Source organism: Coprococcus ammoniilyticus (assembly GCF_025567345.1).
In the GTDB taxonomy this organism is placed as follows: domain Bacteria; phylum Bacillota; class Clostridia; order Lachnospirales; family Lachnospiraceae; genus Coprococcus; species Coprococcus ammoniilyticus.
The window spans coordinates 77,293-96,984 of the sequence record NZ_JAOQJS010000003.1 but is presented as its reverse complement, the minus strand read 5'-3'; the positions used below and the strand labels follow the sequence as shown (position 1 = coordinate 96,984).

21 protein-coding genes are annotated in these 19,692 nt (G+C 42.8%); 13 read left to right on the top strand and 8 right to left on the bottom strand.

Translation table 11 applies throughout. From position 1 onward, the window contains the following. Positions 1 to 72: 72 nt before the first annotated feature. The 5 genes from OCV60_RS05090 to OCV60_RS05070 are packed head-to-tail and all read right to left on the bottom strand — an operon-like array spanning position 73 to position 4,287. Positions 73 to 1,170, bottom strand: a complete 1,098-nt coding sequence (locus OCV60_RS05090) for an NTP transferase domain-containing protein (protein WP_262529619.1) — start codon at positions 1,168 to 1,170, stop codon at positions 73 to 75. After that, positions 1,103 to 1,438 (bottom strand): winged helix-turn-helix domain-containing protein, encoded by a 336-nt coding sequence (locus OCV60_RS05085; RefSeq protein WP_008401492.1) that lies wholly within the window; start codon positions 1,436 to 1,438, stop codon positions 1,103 to 1,105. Before OCV60_RS05085 ends, OCV60_RS05090 begins: the two co-directional genes overlap by 68 nt. Continuing rightward, positions 1,435 to 2,232 (bottom strand): ABC transporter ATP-binding protein, encoded by a 798-nt coding sequence (locus OCV60_RS05080; protein WP_262529618.1) that lies wholly within the window; start codon positions 2,230 to 2,232, stop codon positions 1,435 to 1,437. The genes OCV60_RS05085 and OCV60_RS05080 overlap by 4 nt, the downstream gene beginning before the upstream one ends. Next, on the bottom strand, positions 2,229 to 3,206 hold the full coding sequence (locus OCV60_RS05075; RefSeq protein ID WP_262529617.1) for a FecCD family ABC transporter permease: 978 nt from the start codon (positions 3,204 to 3,206) through the stop codon (positions 2,229 to 2,231). Before OCV60_RS05075 ends, OCV60_RS05080 begins: the two co-directional genes overlap by 4 nt. Next, complete coding sequence (locus OCV60_RS05070) at positions 3,190 to 4,287, bottom strand: ABC transporter substrate-binding protein (protein WP_262529616.1); 1,098 nt, start codon at positions 4,285 to 4,287, stop codon at positions 3,190 to 3,192. The genes OCV60_RS05075 and OCV60_RS05070 overlap by 17 nt, the downstream gene beginning before the upstream one ends. Positions 4,288 to 4,417: 130 nt before the next feature. Here OCV60_RS05070 and OCV60_RS05065 point away from each other — a divergent pair, with 130 nt between their 5' ends. From OCV60_RS05065 to OCV60_RS05050, 4 genes are read left to right on the top strand one after another with little or no spacing between them, the layout of a single operon-like run. Beyond that, positions 4,418 to 5,218 carry an FAD binding domain-containing protein gene (locus OCV60_RS05065; RefSeq protein WP_262529615.1) on the top strand — a complete coding sequence of 267 codons (801 nt, stop codon included), beginning with the start codon at positions 4,418 to 4,420 and terminating at the stop codon, positions 5,216 to 5,218. Continuing rightward, entirely contained in the window at positions 5,209 to 5,694 is a 486-nt protein-coding gene (locus tag OCV60_RS05060; RefSeq protein WP_262529614.1) for a (2Fe-2S)-binding protein, read from the top strand. The genes OCV60_RS05065 and OCV60_RS05060 overlap by 10 nt, the downstream gene beginning before the upstream one ends. Beyond that, positions 5,675 to 7,975, top strand: coding sequence for a xanthine dehydrogenase family protein molybdopterin-binding subunit (locus OCV60_RS05055; protein ID WP_262529613.1), 2,301 nt, complete (start codon positions 5,675 to 5,677; stop codon positions 7,973 to 7,975). The genes OCV60_RS05060 and OCV60_RS05055 overlap by 20 nt, the downstream gene beginning before the upstream one ends. A gap of 19 nt (positions 7,976 to 7,994) precedes the next feature. After that, positions 7,995 to 9,389, top strand: a complete 1,395-nt coding sequence (locus tag OCV60_RS05050; RefSeq protein WP_021944738.1) for a uracil-xanthine permease family protein — start codon at positions 7,995 to 7,997, stop codon at positions 9,387 to 9,389. 3 nt (positions 9,390 to 9,392) lie between these two features. On the opposite strand, the gene OCV60_RS05045 is transcribed toward OCV60_RS05050, so the two are convergent. Together OCV60_RS05045 and OCV60_RS05040 are read right to left on the bottom strand one after the other, a co-directional pair. Next, positions 9,393 to 9,929 carry an HD domain-containing protein gene (locus OCV60_RS05045; protein ID WP_021944737.1) on the bottom strand — a complete coding sequence of 179 codons (537 nt, stop codon included), beginning with the start codon at positions 9,927 to 9,929 and terminating at the stop codon, positions 9,393 to 9,395. Positions 9,930 to 10,361: 432 nt separating this feature from the next. Then, entirely contained in the window at positions 10,362 to 11,891 is a 1,530-nt protein-coding gene (locus OCV60_RS05040) for a sodium/proline symporter (RefSeq protein ID WP_334307884.1), read from the bottom strand. A 393-nt stretch (positions 11,892 to 12,284) separates the two neighbouring features. On the opposite strand from OCV60_RS05040, the gene OCV60_RS05035 reads away from it, so the two are divergent. From OCV60_RS05035 to OCV60_RS05015, 5 genes are all read left to right on the top strand, one after another. Next, the gene (locus OCV60_RS05035; RefSeq protein WP_021944735.1) at positions 12,285 to 13,529 is read left to right on the top strand and encodes an ammonium transporter; all 1,245 of its coding nucleotides are present in this window, start codon (positions 12,285 to 12,287) and stop codon (positions 13,527 to 13,529) included. 25 nt (positions 13,530 to 13,554) lie between these two features. After that, positions 13,555 to 13,902, top strand: coding sequence for a P-II family nitrogen regulator (locus OCV60_RS05030; protein ID WP_008401503.1), 348 nt, complete (start codon positions 13,555 to 13,557; stop codon positions 13,900 to 13,902). 123 nt (positions 13,903 to 14,025) lie between these two features. Continuing rightward, the gene (locus tag OCV60_RS05025) at positions 14,026 to 14,607 is read left to right on the top strand and encodes a hypothetical protein (RefSeq protein ID WP_117785063.1); all 582 of its coding nucleotides are present in this window, start codon (positions 14,026 to 14,028) and stop codon (positions 14,605 to 14,607) included. A gap of 10 nt (positions 14,608 to 14,617) precedes the next feature. Then, positions 14,618 to 14,980, top strand: a complete 363-nt coding sequence (locus OCV60_RS05020; protein ID WP_117785062.1) for a hypothetical protein — start codon at positions 14,618 to 14,620, stop codon at positions 14,978 to 14,980. Continuing rightward, a complete protein-coding gene (locus tag OCV60_RS05015; RefSeq protein ID WP_262529611.1) occupies positions 14,981 to 15,259 on the top strand; it encodes a DUF308 domain-containing protein in 279 nt (92 codons plus the stop codon). Positions 15,260 to 15,484: 225 nt separating this feature from the next. Here OCV60_RS05015 and OCV60_RS05010 read toward each other — a convergent pair whose 3' ends face one another. Further along, positions 15,485 to 16,000: a lipoprotein gene (locus OCV60_RS05010; protein WP_262529610.1), complete on the bottom strand. Its 516-nt coding sequence runs from the start codon at positions 15,998 to 16,000 to the stop codon at positions 15,485 to 15,487. A gap of 117 nt (positions 16,001 to 16,117) precedes the next feature. Between OCV60_RS05010 and OCV60_RS05005 the strand changes: the two genes are divergently transcribed. Genes OCV60_RS05005 through folP form a run of 4 tightly spaced genes read left to right on the top strand, consistent with a single transcriptional unit; the run spans position 16,118 to position 19,599 of the window. Further along, positions 16,118 to 16,948, top strand: coding sequence for a polysaccharide deacetylase family protein (locus tag OCV60_RS05005; RefSeq protein WP_021943707.1), 831 nt, complete (start codon positions 16,118 to 16,120; stop codon positions 16,946 to 16,948). A gap of 51 nt (positions 16,949 to 16,999) precedes the next feature. After that, entirely contained in the window at positions 17,000 to 18,274 is a 1,275-nt protein-coding gene (locus tag OCV60_RS05000; protein WP_262529609.1) for a bifunctional folylpolyglutamate synthase/dihydrofolate synthase, read from the top strand. 39 nt (positions 18,275 to 18,313) lie between these two features. After that, positions 18,314 to 18,793 carry an HD domain-containing protein gene (locus tag OCV60_RS04995; protein WP_262529608.1) on the top strand — a complete coding sequence of 160 codons (480 nt, stop codon included), beginning with the start codon at positions 18,314 to 18,316 and terminating at the stop codon, positions 18,791 to 18,793. Continuing rightward, the gene (folP, locus tag OCV60_RS04990) at positions 18,793 to 19,599 is read left to right on the top strand and encodes a dihydropteroate synthase (RefSeq protein WP_021943710.1); all 807 of its coding nucleotides are present in this window, start codon (positions 18,793 to 18,795) and stop codon (positions 19,597 to 19,599) included. The genes OCV60_RS04995 and folP overlap by 1 nt, the downstream gene beginning before the upstream one ends. Positions 19,600 to 19,692: the final 93 nt, after the last annotated feature.

Below are 19,692 nucleotides of genomic sequence, written 5' to 3'. Positions count from 1 at the left end.
TTTTATTCGTCCTCATTTCTTTTTTTATGACATGATGAATTATAGAACGATAAAATAAAATGTCAAGAATGATTAAAGGTTCCCGTGGAGTAATTGGGATAAATCATCAGGTGTATCAATATCCCTTAGTTCGTTTATATCTGAAACAGAAAAGGTACGGATACGATCAGGATGATTATTTATTACCAGACTGCCGCCTTTTCTTAAAGGAAGATTCTGAAGTTCCTCAAAAAATTCAGACGGGAAGATAACAGGAGAACCGACTATATCTCCATAACAGGTTCGCCAGATTGAGTTTCTGTCATTTTCCGCACAAAGAAGCAGCGAGATCATGGATTCTTTTTGAAGCAAAGGCTGGTCGGCGGGGAGAAAGACGCAGCGATCGATATGATCACCAATGGTTTCCAGACCGAGGCGAATCATGTCGTTTCGATGCGGAAAGGTATGAAGCAGTACCGGAATATTTTGTTTTATATATAGGCTCTGAATTTCCTTGTGAATGGTTACCACGACAGATGTTGTAAACAGATTCTTAATAATGTTAAGAGAGAAATCGATCAATGGTTGTCCATTGAAATCAGCAAGCAGCTTATTTCCACCAAAGCGGGTACCCTGACCGGATGCCATGATGATACAGCCTGCATTTCCATATGGTTGATCGAGATCCACAAGGAAAACATCCTTATGGTTACGCAGTTCCTCCAGGAACGGAAGCTTTTGTTTTCGCACGACCATGAGAAGCTGTTTGTGCTTCATTAAGGTTCGTATAGCTTGCCGGTATTTGCAGGAATTACTTTCCAGAAAACCGATTTCATCAATCGTGATCCATTCGGAAGTTGTATGCAGACAGGAATGTAAGAATGCGGTTCCTTTTTCATCAAAGCATTCGGGAATAGCAAGCATCTGATTTCTCTTATGGGTTGGATCCGAATGATAACGTCCAATCTGGATTATTTCTTTTGAACAGTTGTTTTTCAGGTAGACTCCTTTTTCCGGTACTACCCAGGAGGTAACACCGGGCATCGGGGAGGAAAAGAGAGATGCCAGAAGTGTTGTTTTTCCACTTCCGGATGCTCCTGTCAGAACCAGATGTTTTTTTCCACTAGTCTGAAAAGATCTCCATATAGAGTTTGCTGTTGGCCTCGTTACAGGCATTCCGGTAGGTTTCATATTTTTTCAGCCATTCCTTTCCCTCTGGAGTCAGAGTACTTCCACCACCGGATCTGCCACCGGTGCTACGTTTTGTCAGAGAAAATCCCAGTTCTTTTTCTGCCTTATTGATCATACGGAGTGCCTTTGTATAGGCAAGTCCCATAGAGATTGATGCAGAACGGAGAGAGCCGGTTTCTTCGATCATATGAAGCAGTTGGCATGGTCCGGCCCCAAAAAATTTTTCGTTATTATCATTTACAAAATAAATTTTTGTTATTGCTTTCAAGATGTTTCAGCCTCCTTCATCATAACAAGCCTGCTATTTCCAAGACGATCGTTAAGCGTTGACAGACTGATTGTACCATATATTTTGGAAAGAAGCTGTTCCATATCGGAAATTGATGTTTCGGATGGAATGATCGTACCGATCAATCTGCCGTCTGACAGGATCAGAAGTGAATCACAATAATTTAGCGCCAGAGCTGAATCATGTAGTGTGATCAGGGCAGAAGCATGATTTTGTTGGATATAATCCTGTAAAAGTTCCATTGCCTGATAACGTAGCCGAAAATCTAAGGCACTTTCCGGTTCATCCAAAAGAAGAAGTTTTCGTTTGCCTGCAAATGTACGTGCTAATATACATAACTGTTTCTGACCGGCACTCAGACTTTGAAAATTATCATACATCCGGTTGCCAAGACCAACATCGATAAGTGCCTGTATAGCTGTTTCTTTCATTTGCCGGGTTGGAGTCTGCAACAGTTTCAGTTCAGGGTTGAACCCCATCATAACTACATCAAAAAGCGTGAGATCTAAAGAGATACTGTTATTTTGTGGTATATATCCACAAAGCCTTGCCAGTTCCTTTGGGGAAACTGATTCTACGGTAATTGTATCAAGCTGACAGTTCCCCGTATGGGGAAGCAGATTTGCCAGGGACTTGATCAAGGTGGTTTTTCCGCAACCGTTTGCCCCCAGTATACCAATAATCTGACCGGAGTCGACGGAAAAACTGATATTTCTGATAATGTTTGTTCCATTATATCCGGCAGACAGATTGTTTACAGTTAGTAATTTCATATCCGATCACTTCTCCTTATACATAAATAGATTAAGAATGGGACTCCTAAAAGACTTGTAAAGATACTTACAGGCAGTTCTGTGGATGCTATACTACGAGCGAATATATCTCCCATGGTCAGCAGACATCCACCGATCAGTCCGCTTAACAGCATAGTGGATAGTCGGTTGTTTTTTAGTAATAAACGTGCTCCGTGTGGTGCCAGAAGAGATACGAAGCTGATCAGTCCGGTCATACTGATCACACCGGAAACAGCCAGTGTCGCAATCAACAAAACAATCAGACGAATCTGCTGTACATTTACACCGAGCATTTTTCCCTCATTATCATCTAAAGAGAGAAGTATGATCTGTCGATATAATAAGAATAGAATGACTGAACAGAAAAGACATAGGATAATATTTCCTTTTATGGAGTAGATGCTGATTCCATTTAGGCTTCCCATGATCCAATATTCAATTGATGCCAGTTGTTTTTCCGGATCTGCGATTAATTTCAGACAAACCAGCGCCGTCTGTGCGAGACTGTGAACAGCGATTCCGGCAAGTACAATGCTGTGACCATCCCGGCCTGCGGTTATGGAAGATAATACCAGTGCAAGGATAACAGAACAAACAGCCCCTGCAAAAGCAGAGACTGTGATCGCCATAGAACCGGATAAGAACAGAATTCCAAATGCTGCACCGGCACTGGCTCCCGAAGATACGCCAATGATATCAGGGGAGGCCAGAGGATTCCGAAAAACGGTCTGATAGACAAAACCTGCCATGCCAAGGACAAATCCTCCGATAGCACCGATAACAGCGCGGCTGGCACGGAGCGTAAGAAATATACGCCATTGCATGGAGTCTCCGGCTATCAGACCGGTCAGGGTGATCCTGTATTTTCCGATAAACAGGGAAGCTGCTGTCAGAAGAATCAGACCTACGCTTCCGGCAATAAGATATAAATTTGCTTTATTTTTTGATTCCATAGAATGTTTCATAGAAAGAATTCATCTCTTTCGTATAAGTATCAGTTGAAACCTGATCAGGATGCAGGATTCCGGCAAGCCAGATGGAAGCCAGGATACTAGCAGGTACAGGACTGTCCAGTGCTTCGATATCCCCTGGAATAGCATAAACGTGGTTATTTTTTACTGCTGTGCAGTCTTTCAGGTTCGGATCGCTTAATACATCATCTACTGTATATTCTGCATCAGAAGCAAGAATAATATAATCAGGATCCCAGGAGAGAAGCTGTTCATAGCTAATCTCGGCCCAATAGGTATCAGAGATATCAGATGCTACATTTTTACCGCCTGCAAGTTCGATAATACCTGATTGGTACATAGCTGGACCGGCAGTTGACAGGAGAGAAGAATTACCTGCAAGGTAAATATTCGGAGTGTCGTCTGCGGTTGCAAGAGAAGTAGTAAGCATTTCTTTTTCCTGATTAATGAAGTCAAGCAGTTGGTCTGCTTTATCCTGGGTATTTGTAGCTGTGGCAATAAGACTGATCATATCGGATAACTGATCCGGACTTTCTGGATTTACCAGTAACACAGGAATACCAAGCTCTGTCAGACTCTTTGCGGCATCCTTTAGCTTTAACGGCAAAATTACAAGATCCGGTGAAAGAGAAGCACAGGTTTCCAGATCGAATTCCTTTGCTGTTCCGACATTTGGAAGTTCCAGAAGCTCCGGAGCAGCCAGTTTGTAGATTGGTCTTTTGTCTGCCTTTGCCTCAATGCCTACCACCTTGTCCGATAATCCAAGTGCAATCAGAAGACTGGAAGGAATGTAATATCCGCTTACAATCTTAGCTGGCTCTTTTTCAATGGTAACGGTGCGGTCTGCCTGATCCGTAACTGTGACCGGATAAGAGGTTTCTTTTTCGGCAGCTTCTGTAGACACATCATCTGAAGAAGCTTCTGATGATAATTCTGAGGTTGCTTCTGATGAAGCGGTTGTCCCCGTGTCTGCAGGCTTTGATGAAGTATTACAGCCTACCAGAGATAAAAGCAGGGAACAGATTAATAATAAGGATAAGTATTTTTTTAGTGTGTTTTTCATAATAACTCCTTTTCGTTATATTTTGAATAATATAACGGTATTGTAGCAAAGCATCTTTTCAAAAACAAGTATTTTTACTATAATATATTTTGATATAGTGCGGCTAAGGCAACATTTAAAGGAGCTTTTTATGGTAACAATTCAGAATTATATACGTGTTAAAAGTCTGGAAGAGGCTTATCAGTTAAATCAAAAAAAAGGTAGCTGTATAATCGGTGGAATGTTATGGACAAAGATGCAGAACCGGACGATATTGACAGCAATTGATCTATGTGATCTGAAACTGGATCAGATCGAGGAGACGGAGAATGAGATCATTATCGGTTCGATGGTATCTCTACGACAGCTTGAATTGCATAGAGGCTTAAATAATTATACACAAAATTCTGTCAGAGACGCTGTAAAAGATATTGTCGGTGTACAGTTTCGTAACTTGGCAACGATAGGTGGAAGTATCTGGGGACGTTTTGGTTTCTCTGATGTGCTGACGGTATTTCTTGCCATGGATACATATGTGGAATTATATCAGGGTGGGAGAATACCACTTAGAGAATTTGTGGGGCAGAAACCGGATCAGGATGTTCTGGTTCGTCTTGTCATAAAGAAAACGTCTGGGTGCTTCTCTTATGCATCTGTAAGAAATCAAAGTACTGATTTTCCGGTGATCGCATGTGCGGCTTCTGTTGTAGGCGGGGAATATCGTTTATCAGTGGGAGCAAGACCGGGACGAGCGATGCTTCTTCTGGATGAAGAAGGACTTTTGTCAGAGAAACTGACAGAAGACTCTATAGAGGACTTTGCTATGTGGGCAGAGAAACATATTCCGACAGGAAGTAATCATCGAGCTGGAGCAAAGTATCGTTCCAGACTGATTCGTATATTAAGTCAGAGATTATTAAATAAATTGAGAGAGGAGCAGAAATGGAGATAACAGTAATTGTAAATGGAAAAAAACTGGTGGATTCTATTGAACCGGATCTGCTTCTGATCGATTTTCTGAGAAAGCATGGATGCTACAGTGTAAAGCGAGGCTGTGAAACTGCAAATTGCGGATTGTGTACAGTCTTTTTGGACGGCATTCCTGTGCTTTCCTGCTCAGTGCTGGCAGCAAGAGCAGCTGGTCATGAGGTACAGACATTAGAGGGACTTCAGGAGGAAGCTTCTGAATTTGTCGGTTTTATTGCAGATCAGGGAGCTGATCAGTGCGGATTTTGCAATCCCGGATTTGTCATGAACACGATTGCATTATTGCGAGAAAATCCGGATCCTACAGATGATGAGATCCGTGCTTATCTGGCAGGAAATCTTTGCAGATGTTCCGGATATGAAGGCCAGTTGCGGGGAATTCGAAATTATCTGGAACATAAGAGATCAGAGGAGGGCATTCATGGAAGAAAAGAAGTATAAGTCAGTCAATTATTCGGTTCGTAAAAAAGATGCAATGCAGCTCCTTTTGGGAAAACCGGTTTATGTTGATGATATTACATCATCAGATGCTTTGACGGTAAAGCTTTTAAGAAGCCCATATGCCAATGCTATTGTAGAAGATATCAACGTAGCAATAGCAAAAAAAGTTCCGGGAGTTGTAGATGTTTATACATGGAAGGATGTTCCAAAGCAGAGGTTTGCGATTGCAGGACAGACATATCCGGAACCATCTCCCTATGATCGGCTGATCATAGACCGGCATGTACGTTTTGTAGGGGATGTTGTTGCTATTATTGCGGCTACGGATGAGAAAGCTGCTTTAAAAGCAATGAAGCTGATAAAAGTGAAATATGATATCCTCGAACCGGTCCTTGATTTTCATCAGGCAAAGGATAGTGCTGTCCTTGTACACCCGGAGGAGGACTGGTTTCCACCTATGGAAGTTGGAGGAGATCCCGGACGGAATCTGGTTGCAAGTGAAAAAAACGGAGATGGTGATGTGGATGCCGTAATAGCGGATTGTGATGAGGTGTTCGAACACACATATCATATGCGGGCGTTTAACCAGGCAATGATGGAAACCTTCCGCACATATACCTGTTTTGACCGATATGGAAGGCTTCATGTGATCTCGTCTACACAGATTGTATTTCATGTGCGTCGTATCCTTTCCAGAGCACTGGGCATTCCAAAGAGCAGGATACGTGTTGAGAAACCAAGAATCGGTGGGGGTTTTGGAGCAAAACAGACAGCAGTCAGTGAAGTATATCCGGCGTTTGTCACACTGAAGACCGGACAACCCGCCAAACTTATATTTACAAGAGAAGAGAGTCAGATTGCCGGTTCTCCGCGGCATGAGATGGAAGTCCGTGTACGCCTGGGAGCAGACCGGGACGGACATATCCGCGGACTGGATCTGTATACACTTTCAAATACAGGAGCATATGGAGAACACGGACCTACAACAGTTGGTCTGAGCGGACATAAATCAATTCCCCTTTATACAGGTGGACTTGAAGCATATCGGTTTAATTATGATGTAGTATATACCAATACGATGGCAGCCGGTGCTTACCGGGGATATGGTGCGACACAGGGTATATTTGCACTGGAAAGTGCTGTAAATGAACTTGCAGAAAGACTTGGAATTGATCCGACTGTAATCCGTGAAAACAACATGATCCGTGAAGGAATGAAGATGCCGGCATATTATGGAGAGACAGCAAATGCCTGCGCACTTGATAAATGTATGGCAAAATGCAAAGAATTATTTCATTGGGACGAGAAATATCCTGTTCGTGAGATAGGAGATGGGAAGGTAAGAACAGCCGGAGTAGCTATGGCGATGCAAGGCTCCTGTATCTCCAATCTGGATGTCGGATCGGCAACGGTAAAGCTGGCCGATGACGGAACATTTAATCTGATCATCGGTGCGGCAGATATGGGAACCGGGTGTGACACGATCCTGGCTCAGATGGTGGCAGAATGTATGGATTGTTCCGTGGATGATGTAGCTGTATTTGGGGCAGATACAGATGCATCACCATATGATTCCGGTTCGTACGCATCATCTACAACATATGTTACGGGTAAGGCCGTAGAACTTGCCTGTGAGAAACTGAAAAAAAAGCTTTGTGCGATAGCAGCCGGTATGCTTTCCTGCAGTCCGGAGGAAATGATCTTTGAAAATGGAAGGGCATGTCGGGTCAATACAGATCAAAGTGTGTCACTTGCCGAGATTAGTGTAAAAGACCAGATTGCAAATGATATCGCAGCAGTAGCAACGGTTTCCCATTCTTCACCTGTATCGCCTCCGCCTTATATGGTCGGCATGGTTGAGATTGAGTTAGATCGATATACAGGAGAGGTAAAAATTCTGGATTATGTAGCTGTTGTTGATTGTGGAATTCCTATCAACCCGGCATTGGCACGTATTCAGGCAGAAGGCGGCATCGTACAGGGAATCGGGCATACACTGTTTGAGAATGTCACCTACAATGAAAGAGGATGTCCGATTGAATCCAGTTTCATGCAGTATAAGATTCCAACCCGCCTTGATATGGGGCATCTTCAGGTAGAATTTGAACACAGTTATGAATCGACAGGCCCATTTGGAGCCAAGTCTATAGGAGAGATAGTGATCAATACACCTGCACCTGCAATTGCACATGCAATCTATCGTGCAACAGGCGTATGGCACAGAGAACTTCCGATCACTCCGGAAAAGATACTGATGTCCATGTTGGATGAAAAAGAATAAAGATGAGGAGAATTCACAAATGAAAAAAATATTTAAGCTGTCTGAGACAGCATTTCAGATGGATGGAAAGATGCCGCTTTCGCAGGCGATTCCGTTAGGATTACAGCATGTTTTGGCAATGTTTGTAGGAAACCTGACCCCACTTCTGATCATCACAGGAGCATGTGGCCTGGCAGGCGGTGAGTTCGCAGATCTACAGCTTTCTTTGCTTCAGAATGCGATGCTGATCGCAGGAATTGTGACATTGGTACAGTTGTTCGGAATTGGTCCGGTAGGAGGCCGGGTACCGATCATAATGGGAACATCTTCCGGATTTATAGGTGTCTTTAACAGTGTAGCAGCAACCATGGGTGGTGGTATACTGGCATATGGTGCGATCATGGGAGCATCTATTATAGGTGGCCTTTTTGAAACAGTGCTTGGCTTTTTCTTAAAGCCCCTTCGTAAGTTCTTTCCATCGGTTGTAACCGGTACCGTGGTAATGTCGATTGGATTAAGCTTGATTTCGGTAGGTATCAATTCTTTTGGTGGAGGAAATAAAGCAGAAGATTTTGGCTCCATTGAGAATCTGTTGCTTGCGTTGTTTGTACTTATTGCGATCTTGTTTTTCAAACATGCGACAAAAGGCTTTTTGAGTTCGTCATCTATTTTATTTGGCATTATTTTCGGATACATTGCAGCAATGATCATGGGCTTTGTTTTGCCGAAAACCGGAGTGACGGCAGATGGTGTAGAATATACAAAGGCATGGGTGTTGAACTGGGATAAAGTTGCGGAAGCCTCCTGGTTTGCGGTTCCGAAGCTTTTGCCTGTAAAACCTGTTTTCGATCTGCGGGCGATTCTTCCGGTTCTTATTATGTTCATTGTAACTGCAGTTGAGACGGTTGGAGATATTTCAGGTGTTATGGAAGGCGGATTGGACAGAGAAGCAACAGATAAAGAACTTGCAGGCGGTGTTATGTGTGACGGACTGGGTTCTTCATTTGCAGCGATATTTGGTGTCCTGCCAAATACATCATTCAGTCAGAACGTTGGATTGGTAGCCATGACAAAGGTTGTAAACCGGTTCGCTCTTGCAACCGGAGCCATTTTCCTTGTCCTTTGCGGCTTATGTCCAAAGCTTGCAGCGTTGGTATCAATCATGCCACAGTCTGTACTTGGTGGCGCAGCAGTCATGATGTTTTCCTCGATTGTAATCAGTGGTATTCAGTTGATCACGAAGAATCCGTTGAATGCCAGAAATCTTTCCATTGTATCAGTAGCACTGGGCGTTGGATATGGAATGGGAGCTAATCCCGGAATTCTGGTACATACACCGGAGGTGGTACAGTTGGTATTTGGTGGATCGGGAATTGTACCAGCAGCAATGGTAGCTATTCTTTTAAATATCATTTTGCCGAAAGAGGAAAAATAAATACTATTTATACAGCATATGAAACAAATGCAGATATTCCTGTTCGACATCCTCAAACGAACGAACCTCATAAGAAAGGTTGATGTGAAGCTCAGGCTCCGGTCTGTCCGATGGCTCATTTAACAATGTGAGAAGATCGAAATAGAGCATGTCGTCGTCGATGCATTTGATCCTGCGTTCTTCTTCCTCTGTCAGAGGAGAACCCAGATATTTTGTATAGATCACATTTAACAGATTCTGTTCCAGATCTTTATATGCAGGAAGATGCTTCTTAAAAGGTCTTGGAACATCTGACAGGTAGGCTTCACTTGCATCGTGAAGCAGACAGGCAAGTACCAGTCGGTCGGAATACCCACGGGCAGCCGCTTCCTTTGCACAGTTGATACAATGACTGCCAACGGAAAAGAAGGTCTTTACATGACCGTTTCCACGACAAATTAGTGATAATGCGTGTGCGATGTCCTCGATATGAAGATGTTCTGCCTCCGGCAGAGTTGGATCAAAATGATCCCCGGTATAAGTTGTAATATAATCAGCCATATAAAAATTATCCTGTCGAAAATAGTTATTTCTCACTGATTATATAACAAAAGCAGATAAAATCAACTTTATTTTTTATCCAATTACGGCTCTGTTATAGTTCACTATTATGAAGCAAGCCTTTTTCAACGCCGGTACTTAGTGAGTCGCCTTATAGGCGAGAAGCTTAGCACCGTTGCGTTGAAATAGAGTGCAAACGACTTGCGTAATAATATGTGAACTATAACAGAGCCGTAATTTTGGAAATGTAAGTTATTTCAAAATATACATAAGAAAAAGGAAACCGATATACTATTATAAAGCAAGCCTTTTTCAACGCCGGTACTTAGTGAGTCGCCTTATAGGCGAGAAACATAGCAGCGTTGCGTTGAAATAGAGTGCAAACGACTTGCGTAATAAAATGTATATCGGTTTCCTTTTTCGTAGGGATTCCTACGCCTTCTTGCCGGCTGCTTCAAACTCCCGGACGATTTCTTCATCAGGAGCTTTTGTAAGCAGGCTGACCACAATGATGAAGATCAGGGATACGATAAATGCAGGAAGCAGTTCGTAGATATCAAGAATTCCTCCAAGTGGACGAATCAGATACTTCCAGATAAATACAGTAGCACCACCGGATATGATACCGGCGATCGCACCTGCAAGATTACAACGTTTCCAGAATAAAGAACAAAGCACAACAGCACCAAATGCACCGCCGAAGCCTGCCCATGCGAAGGAAACGATCTTGAATACACTGGAGTCAGGATTTCTTGCAAGGAAGATACTTACGATCGCAATACCAACGATTGTTAAACGTGCGATCAGAAGATTTGTCTTCTCGGAAATCTTGATCTTTAAGAAATCATGTACTATATTCTGTGAAACACCGGATGCAGCAGCAAGCATCTGACTGTCTGCGGTAGACATCGTAGCGGCAAGGATACCGGCAAGGATGATACCTGCGATAAGAGCAGTTAATGCATTATGCTGGCTGATGATACCTGCGATACGAACGATAATAGTTTCACTGTTTGAACCGGTCAGAGTTTCAAGTGCGCCTGCTTTGGTCATACCAAGACCGACAATACCGATCAGAACACCTGCGGTCATAGCGATCACGACCCATACAGAGGCAATACGGCGGGAAAGTACCAGTTTTTTCTCATCCTCGATTGCCATGAAACGGACAAGAATATGAGGCATACCAAAGTAACCGAGTCCCCATGCTGCGGTTGAGAAAATTGTCAAAAAGTTATATTTGACTTCAGAACCGGAGGCAACATCAAAGGTAGATGTCAGAGACAGATAACCCGGAAGGGCGGCTGCATTGTCCATAACGGCTGTCCAACCACCTGCTCTTGAGATTCCATAGATCAGAACGATTGCAAGTGCACCGGTCATAACGATACTCTGAACAAGGTCTGTAACACATACGGCATTGAACCCACCGGTGATTGTGTAACCAACAATCAACAGGGCGGACAACATCATGGCAACCTGATAATTGATACCGAATAAGCTGTTGAACAGCTTACCACAGGCAGCAAAACCGGATGCTGTGTAAGGGATGAAGAAGATAATGATAACAAGAGCGGAAAGTGCTGTGATAACATTATTCTTATCATGGAATCGTTTTGCAAAGAAATCAGGCACAGTGATCGCGCCGATATTATTTGAATAACGTCTGAGTTTTCTGGACACGAAGAACCAGTTCAACCATGTACCAACGGCAAGACCGATGGCAGTCCATGCGGCATCGCAGATACCGGACAGATATGCAACGCCCGGAAGTCCCATCAGGAGCCAGCTTGACATATCACTTGCTTCAGCACTCATGGCTGTTACGAGAGGTCCCATCTTACGGCCGCCAAGATAGAAATCTTCTGTACTGTTGTTACGCTTGCTGTAAACAAAGCCGATCACGAGCATGATCGCCAGGTAGACAACGATTGCAAGCATGATGAAAAAGTTAGTTGTCATAAACATTTAAATATCCTCCAATTTTTTATTGCGTATGCATAACATGGACAAAATCGTTAAATTTCGTAATAGAATACATAACTAAAAAATCATAGCGTAATATGAGAAAAAAGTCAAACAAATACGATCTGCTTTAGAAAAACAGGTAAAATTATGTCCTGGCTAAAGAATGGTAAAGAATTTGTAAAAAATACTTGAAAAAATAAATCAGGTCTGCTAGTATGTCTTCAGACAAAGACGTCAGTTGAACGAGATACGTTCGATTGGCGTCTTTTCTGTTTTACAAAAAAAGTACCATGGAATTTTGTAAAAAAGTGAAGCGAAACCTGTCGGGGGATGCGCACCTGCCGGAGATTTCAAAAAGAATTTCAGAAAAAAATGGAGGAAATAGTTATGAATACTGGTGATACTGGTTTTATGCTGATCTGTACAGCATTGGTATTTTTTATGACACCGGGACTTGCTTTCTTTTATGGTGGAATGGTGCGAAGGAAAAATGTCGTTAATACGATGATGGCATGTACTTTTATTATGGGACTTTCGGTTGTAATGTGGATATTATTTGGTTACTCCCTTTCCTTTGGGGGAAATCACGGAGGAATCATTGGTGATCTCAGATGGTTTGCGTTAAATGGCATATCCATGAATGAGGCCGGACCGTATGCAGACAATATTCCGCATTTTGTATATATTGCATTCCAGATGATGTTTGCAATGATCACGCCGGCACTGATCACAGGATCATTAGTCGGACGTGTAAAGTTTAAGGCTTTATTCTTCTTTATCATGTTCTGGTCGATTCTGGTTTACTACCCGATGGCACATATGGTATGGGGACAGGGCGGTTTCCTTGCAGAGATCGGTTCCGTCGATTTTGCAGGCGGAAATGTCGTACATATCAGCTCCGGTGTAAGCGCATTGGTATTTGCGATCATCCTTGGCAGACGAAAAGGTTATGAGAATACTGCTTATCGTGTTCATAACATTCCATTCGTTGCTCTTGGTGCATTTATCCTTTGGTTCGGATGGTTCGGCTTCAATGCAGGAAGTGCCCTCGGAGCAAATGGTCTTGCAGCTCATGCATTCTTAACCTCAGCGATCGCAAGTGCGAGTGCCATGATGTCATGGATGCTGATCGATGTGATAAAAGACGGAAAGCCAACCTTGGTTGGTGCTTCGACCGGTCTTGTTGTCGGACTGGTTGCGATCACACCGGGAGCAGGCTTTGTTCCAATCTGGTCTGCATTTATTATCGGTGCACTTGTAAGTCCGATTTGTTGTGGTATGATTACTTTATTAAAGAAGAAATTGAAAATAGATGATGCACTCGATGCTTTTGGATGTCATGGTATCGGTGGTGTCTGGGGTGGTATCGCGACCGGATTATTTGGTAAGAGTTCGATCAACAGCGTTGCCAGATGGGATGGACTGTTCTTCGGAGACTATCACCTTTTTGTTGCACAGTTGATCGGTATCGTTGTGACAATAGCAGTTGCAGTGGTCGGAACGTTTATCTGTCTTGGACTTGTAAGACTGATCACGCCGCTTCGTGTATCGGATAAGGAAGAAAAGATCGGTCTGGATCTTGCAGAACAGGGAGAAAGTGCATATCCGACATTTAACGGATTGGATTCATAGAAGTTGCGGAAAGGAGTAGGAGAATATGATGATCAAGATAGAAGCAATCGTGCGAGAAGAAGTATTTGAAGATGTAAAAGAAGCACTGAATGCGATTGATGTAAATGGTATTACAGTATCTCAGGTAATGGGATGCGGTGCACAGCGAGGATATAAGAAGCTTGTACGTGGTACAGAGGTTGATGTCGTTATGCAGCCGAAGATCAAATTTGAGATCGTAGTTTCTTCGGAAGAATGGGAGAAGAAGACGATCGATGCAATCCAGAAGGCAGCATACACCGGAGAAGTCGGAGACGGCAAGATCTTCAGTTATGAGATCCGCACCGCCATGAAGATTCGTACGAAGGAAAGCGGCTATGATGCGCTGAATTAGACAAACAGGAGGAGCCTGTAAGACGGGTTCCTCTTATTTTTCTGTCTTAAATTCCATTTACAAGCCATGAAAAACAGTTTATAGTTATAGGCAGTTAAAATTGTTCAGGACGGTGTATAAAATATGAAATTTAAGAGTACAAATGAGATAGAAACCATTCAGTTACGGGATGCACAGATCAAAGAAATGAAGCTTGTCGGAGTCGGAGAAGTGGAAACAGATGGCGAAGCAGCAGAGAGTGTTGAAAAAGTGAAAGCAGACGACGCGGCAGGGAGTGTCAGAGATGCAGAAACTTCCCTTAAAGGGCTTCGGGCAAGATGGCTGGAATTCTATGTAGAAGGTGCGGTTGTAAAGGATAACAATTCTCAGAACGAATACTATACAGACAAATATGCCGATCAGATGGAGATACGGTTTAAGAATCCGGTCATTGAAGCGGTATTGTTGGAAGGTCATAAGTATTATGATGCAAATGATAATCTGGTAGAAGAAGTTCCGGATCAGAAACTTGCGGAAGATGAGTATGAAAAGATATTTGGAAAGTTCAAAGAGAACTATATCTTCTATGGTGGTAAGCCGGAAGCAGATAAGAAGTGTTATCAGATGATCATTGATGTTGACGAAGATTCTTATATAGTAAGCTTTTATTATGATAAGGTAATTGCCGGATGGAATCATTTCCTGAATAAGGCAAACATGGGTTAGGTGATCGAATATGGCAAAACGAATCAAAGAATATCTGGCATATGTAGATAAGCTGCTTGTAAGGGATGATGTTGATTTTGATGAGGAGATGAGGAGACATCTGGTGCAGATTGAATTTTTCATGCATGAGCGTCTGATCCATCTTCTTGTAACAATCTTATTTGCGATCCTTACGGTAGGCTGCTGTGTGACCTTTGTGGTGACGGAAAAAATACAGATCTTACTGTTAGCGGCAGCACTGTTTGTCTTACTGATTCCATATATCCGGCATTATTATTTACTCGAAAACAGCGTGCAGAGAATGTACGATCAGTATGACAAAATGATGGAAAAAGCAGGAAAAGATGCATTTTATACAGGAAAGGAAAGTTAAATGTTTAATCTGGTAATGGGAATCGTCATGATCGGGATCGGAACAATCTGTCTGGTAAAAGGCTGTGTAGGAACCTTAAGTCCAGTGATGATCTTTTTTGGATGCTGTATGATTGTATTCGGTATCGTGGAGATCATCCGGTCAAAAGCTATCCGTAAACGCGAACAGCAGAGAAAAGACCATGAGATGGATGTCTACCTCAAAATGGCAGAGGAGATGGGCGTAGTCGTAAATCCCATCACCCATGAGATTGTCAAAAAAGAGGACGATAAGGAGTAAGGCGGACGAACCGGTCGATGGTTATACTTGCTGCATAATAGTACAACCATCGACCGATACTGTAGGCAAAAATGGAAGACAGGGTTACTGTTATGAAGCAAGCCTGCCTGAGCGCTGGTACTTAGGCTGCGTACTTTGCAGTCTTACGTACCACTGCGTTGAAGGTAGAGCGAAAGCGTCTTGCATAATAATAGCTAACCCTGTCTTCCGTTTTTTAAAGGTGGTCTACTTCAAGGTCGAGAAGTCAAATTCGGACACGCCGGAGCCGGAGACTGCCTTGTAGACCTTGCCGGAGGTAGAATCTACATAGAAGTCACCAACCTTAGAGTTGTCAGATTTTCTGGTGTCATGAAGCTCAAAGTGGTACCCCATGCTGCCGGAGTTATAATCAGTAAGATCCTTGTCGTTATTGCGGACTTCATAGTTCTTGGAGTCGCCGGGAATCTGATCCATAAAATACTTATAAGCATGGTCATAAGTATCATAGTTTCCGGTCAGAGCATCGGATACATCCTTTGCTGCATCATCTACAACATCTCCGGCATCGTCGATCATGTTACCGAGATCCTTACCTACAGAACCTGTACCGTTTGAATTATTCCCGTTTTCTGTGGAACTGCTGTCCTCTGTACTGCTCCCGGTTGTTGTACCGGTTGTTTCAGGGTTATTTTTCTCGCCGCATGCGGTCAGGGTAAATGCCATGACAACCAGACATGCACATAAAAGAAATGTTTTTTTCATTTTTTTATTCTCCTTTTCCATTTGATAAAAATAGTATCTGACATTTCCTGTTTTTTATTCGAATAAAAATATCAGATCAGGAGTATAGATGTATAAAAAACGGAAAATCTTATAAAAATGAGGAAAAAAATAAAAACAGTTTTATCCCACATAAATGACAACGAAGCGTTAAAAGAGTGTGACCGATTTTTTGCAGCTTATTGGCAAAATATAATTCTGGTTGCTGCACTGATCGTATTTTTATTGTTTACAGGAAAATTCATTATCGATCAGAAAGATAAATTTCCGGATTCAGACAGCGTGGCTGCCATGTCATCAAAAACAGTGACACGAAAACGGGCATATCTGACCTTTGACGACGGTCCATCCGATCAGACCGGAGAGATCCTTGATATTTTAAAAGAGCATAATGTTAAAGCTACGTTCTTTGTAATAGGAAGAAATGAACGATACTATCCCATGTACAAACGGATCGTGGAGGAAGGGCATACACTGGCGATCCATTCATATTCCCATGAATATAGTACGATCTATGCAAGCTATGACAATTTCGTGAATGATGTTGAGGAATTAAGAAAATTATTGTATGATGTTACAGGAGTGGACTGCCGGTATTACAGGTTCCCGGGTGGAAGTTCAAACCGTGTTACGCAGGTACCGGTGAATGACCTGATCGACTATCTGGACTCAGCAGGATTGACGTATTTTGACTGGAATGCATTGAATAATGATGCGGTGATTGCCGGACAGACACCGGATCAGCTTGTAAAGAATATATTGAAGGATGCATTAAATTATGATGACACGATCATATTGATGCATGATCTGGATTGCTGTCATGAAACAGTGGAATCTCTGCCGTCACTGATTGAACAATTAGAGGAACATGGATATGAGATCCTTCCGATTGATGATGATACACCGCATATCCAACATAGAACACATTAGAAATAGTTCATTATATTTTATCTATACATAATCAAGTAAAGAGGCTAAAGAATGACATACGAAGAAGCATATCTATATATGAAAGAAGCGGGAAAAAGAGGCAGTGTCTACGGAACGGAGACAGTGAAAGAACTACTTTTAAGACTGGGAAATCCACAGGATCGGGTTCCTGTCGTTCATATAGCCGGAACAAACGGAAAAGGTTCTATATTTGCATTTGTCGGGCATATTCTGGAGGATGCAGGGTATGTTGTCGGACGTTATATATCCCCAACGATCTTTACATATCTGGAACGATTTCAGATAAATGGACATTATATGAAAGAATCGGAATTTGCACGGATCATGGAGACCGTGATCCCGGTTTGCGAGGATATGGAGGAAGCCGGGCTTCCGATCCCGACCGCATTTGAGCTTGAGACTGCGGTAGCATTTCTGTATTTTGTGCAGAAAAAGGTCGATATCGTGTTACTGGAAACCGGAATGGGTGGAAAGAACGATGCGACAAATGTGGTGAAACAGCCGCTTTGTACCGTGCTTGCAAGCATCAGCAGAGATCATATGCAGTTTCTTGGTGATACATTGCAGGAGATTCTGGAACAGAAGATGGGGATCCTTCGGGAACAGGTTCCGTGTGTGGCATATCCGATGCAGGATGAGATGAGACAGATATGGCTAAAAAAATGTGATAAAATGCAGATAGAACCGATCATGGCAGATACCGACCAACTGCAGGTCATAGCAGAAAATCTGCATGGAAGCAGGTTTTGTTATAAAGGACAGGAGTATGAGCTGGGGATTCCCGGAATCTATCAGATCTATAACAGTATAACCGCAATTGAGGTCTGTAATTGTTTAAAAAAACAGTATGATTTAAAAAATGTGAATATAAAGAACGGATTAAAAGAGACGGTGTGGGAGGGCAGATTCCAGAAGATTAAGGATGTGCCTTTGACTTATATCGATGGAGCGCATAATGAAGGCGGATGGAGAAGCCTCAGAGAGAATATCCAGGCATATTTTACAGGGCGGCCGTTGATCTATATCTGTGGTGTTCTTGCAGATAAAGAGTATGAGAAAATGGTGGATATCATGGCACCGTTTGCAAGCTTTATCATAACGGTAACACCGGATAATCCACGGGCGCTTGATAAGGAGATTCTGGCAGACTGCTATCGTTCATACGGAAAGCCGGTGGATACGGCAGAGAATGTGTTTGCTGCGCAAAGACAGGCGGAAACATTGGCACAAGAATTGACGGAGCCGGTGATCGTGGTATTTGGTTCATTATCTTTTATAGGACCGCTGATACCGCGGATAAAGTAGTACGATAAACCAGGAGAGGACTACAGAGAAGAAATGACGATGGACAGAGTCAACGCAATATTAGCAAATGAAGAATATAAAGACTGGATGGAGCAGATCCGAACATCCGAGAAAGAACGAAGATTCTGCTGTCATGGGATCGATCATTGTCTGGATGTAGCAAGGATCGGAATGCTGATGAATCTGGAGGAGAAGTTAGGATTGGAACCGGAGCTTATCTATGCGGCAGCATTATTACATGATATCGGACGGGCGGTCAGCTATCAGACCAGCGAAGAACATCATCTGGCAAGTGTTCGTAACAGCCGGAGTATTTTGCTGGCAACCGGATTTTCCGGTAAGGAAACAGAGCTGATCTTAGAAGCAATCAGCAAACATAATACGACAGGGAAGGAAGCAGAGGGGCTTTCCTATGTAATATACAGGGCAGACAAGCTTTCCAGACGCTGTTTTGACTGTGAGGTCTATAACGAGTGTTACTGGAAGGAAGACGAAAAGAACAAAGGAGTGGTTTACTGATGATTATAGGGAACAAAGAATTTAAACTGAATGAAAAACCGTATGTAATGGGAATCTTGAATGTGACACCGGATTCATTTTCCGATGGAGGAACACATAACAAGTTCGATGATGCATTGTATGCTACAGAGCAGATGATAAATGATGGTGCAGATATTATAGATGTAGGCGGAGAATCGACCAGACCCGGTTATACATTAATTTCAGATGAGGAGGAGATTGGTCGTGTTGTTCCTGTGATCGAGGCAATCAGGGAACGATTTGATACCGTAATTTCACTGGATACCTATAAGGCTGGCGTGGCGGAAGCCGGAATCCGGGCAGGTGCAGATCTGATCAATGATATCTGGGGCTTCAAATGGGATGGAAGGATGGCAGATATCGTTGCTGCACATGATGTGGCATGTTGCCTGATGCATAACAGAAGGGTAATGGATTATACCGATTATTTAAACGACGTTGTTAAAGATCTGGACGAATCCGTTCAGATGGCACTTAATGCAGGTGTGAAGAAGGAGAAGATCATGGTAGATCCGGGAATCGGATTTGCAAAGAACTTAGAACAGAATCTCGCTTTAATGAATCATCTGGAGCTTTTGCACAAATGGGATTTTCCGATACTGCTGGGTACTTCCAGAAAATCTATGATTGGTCTGACTCTCGATCTTCCTGTTACAGAGAGGGAAGAAGGTACGATCGCGACATCGGTCATGGGGCTTATGAAGGGCTGTCAGTTCTTCCGTGTGCATAATGTAAAAGGAAATGCGCGTGCACTTCAGATGGCATGGGCGATCATGCATAGTTAATACAGTCAATAAGAGAAAATGAAGCAGTACTTAATGATTCAATGAACAGAAGAAAATTTCATTGAATCATAAATAAAAAAGATGAGGTTTGAT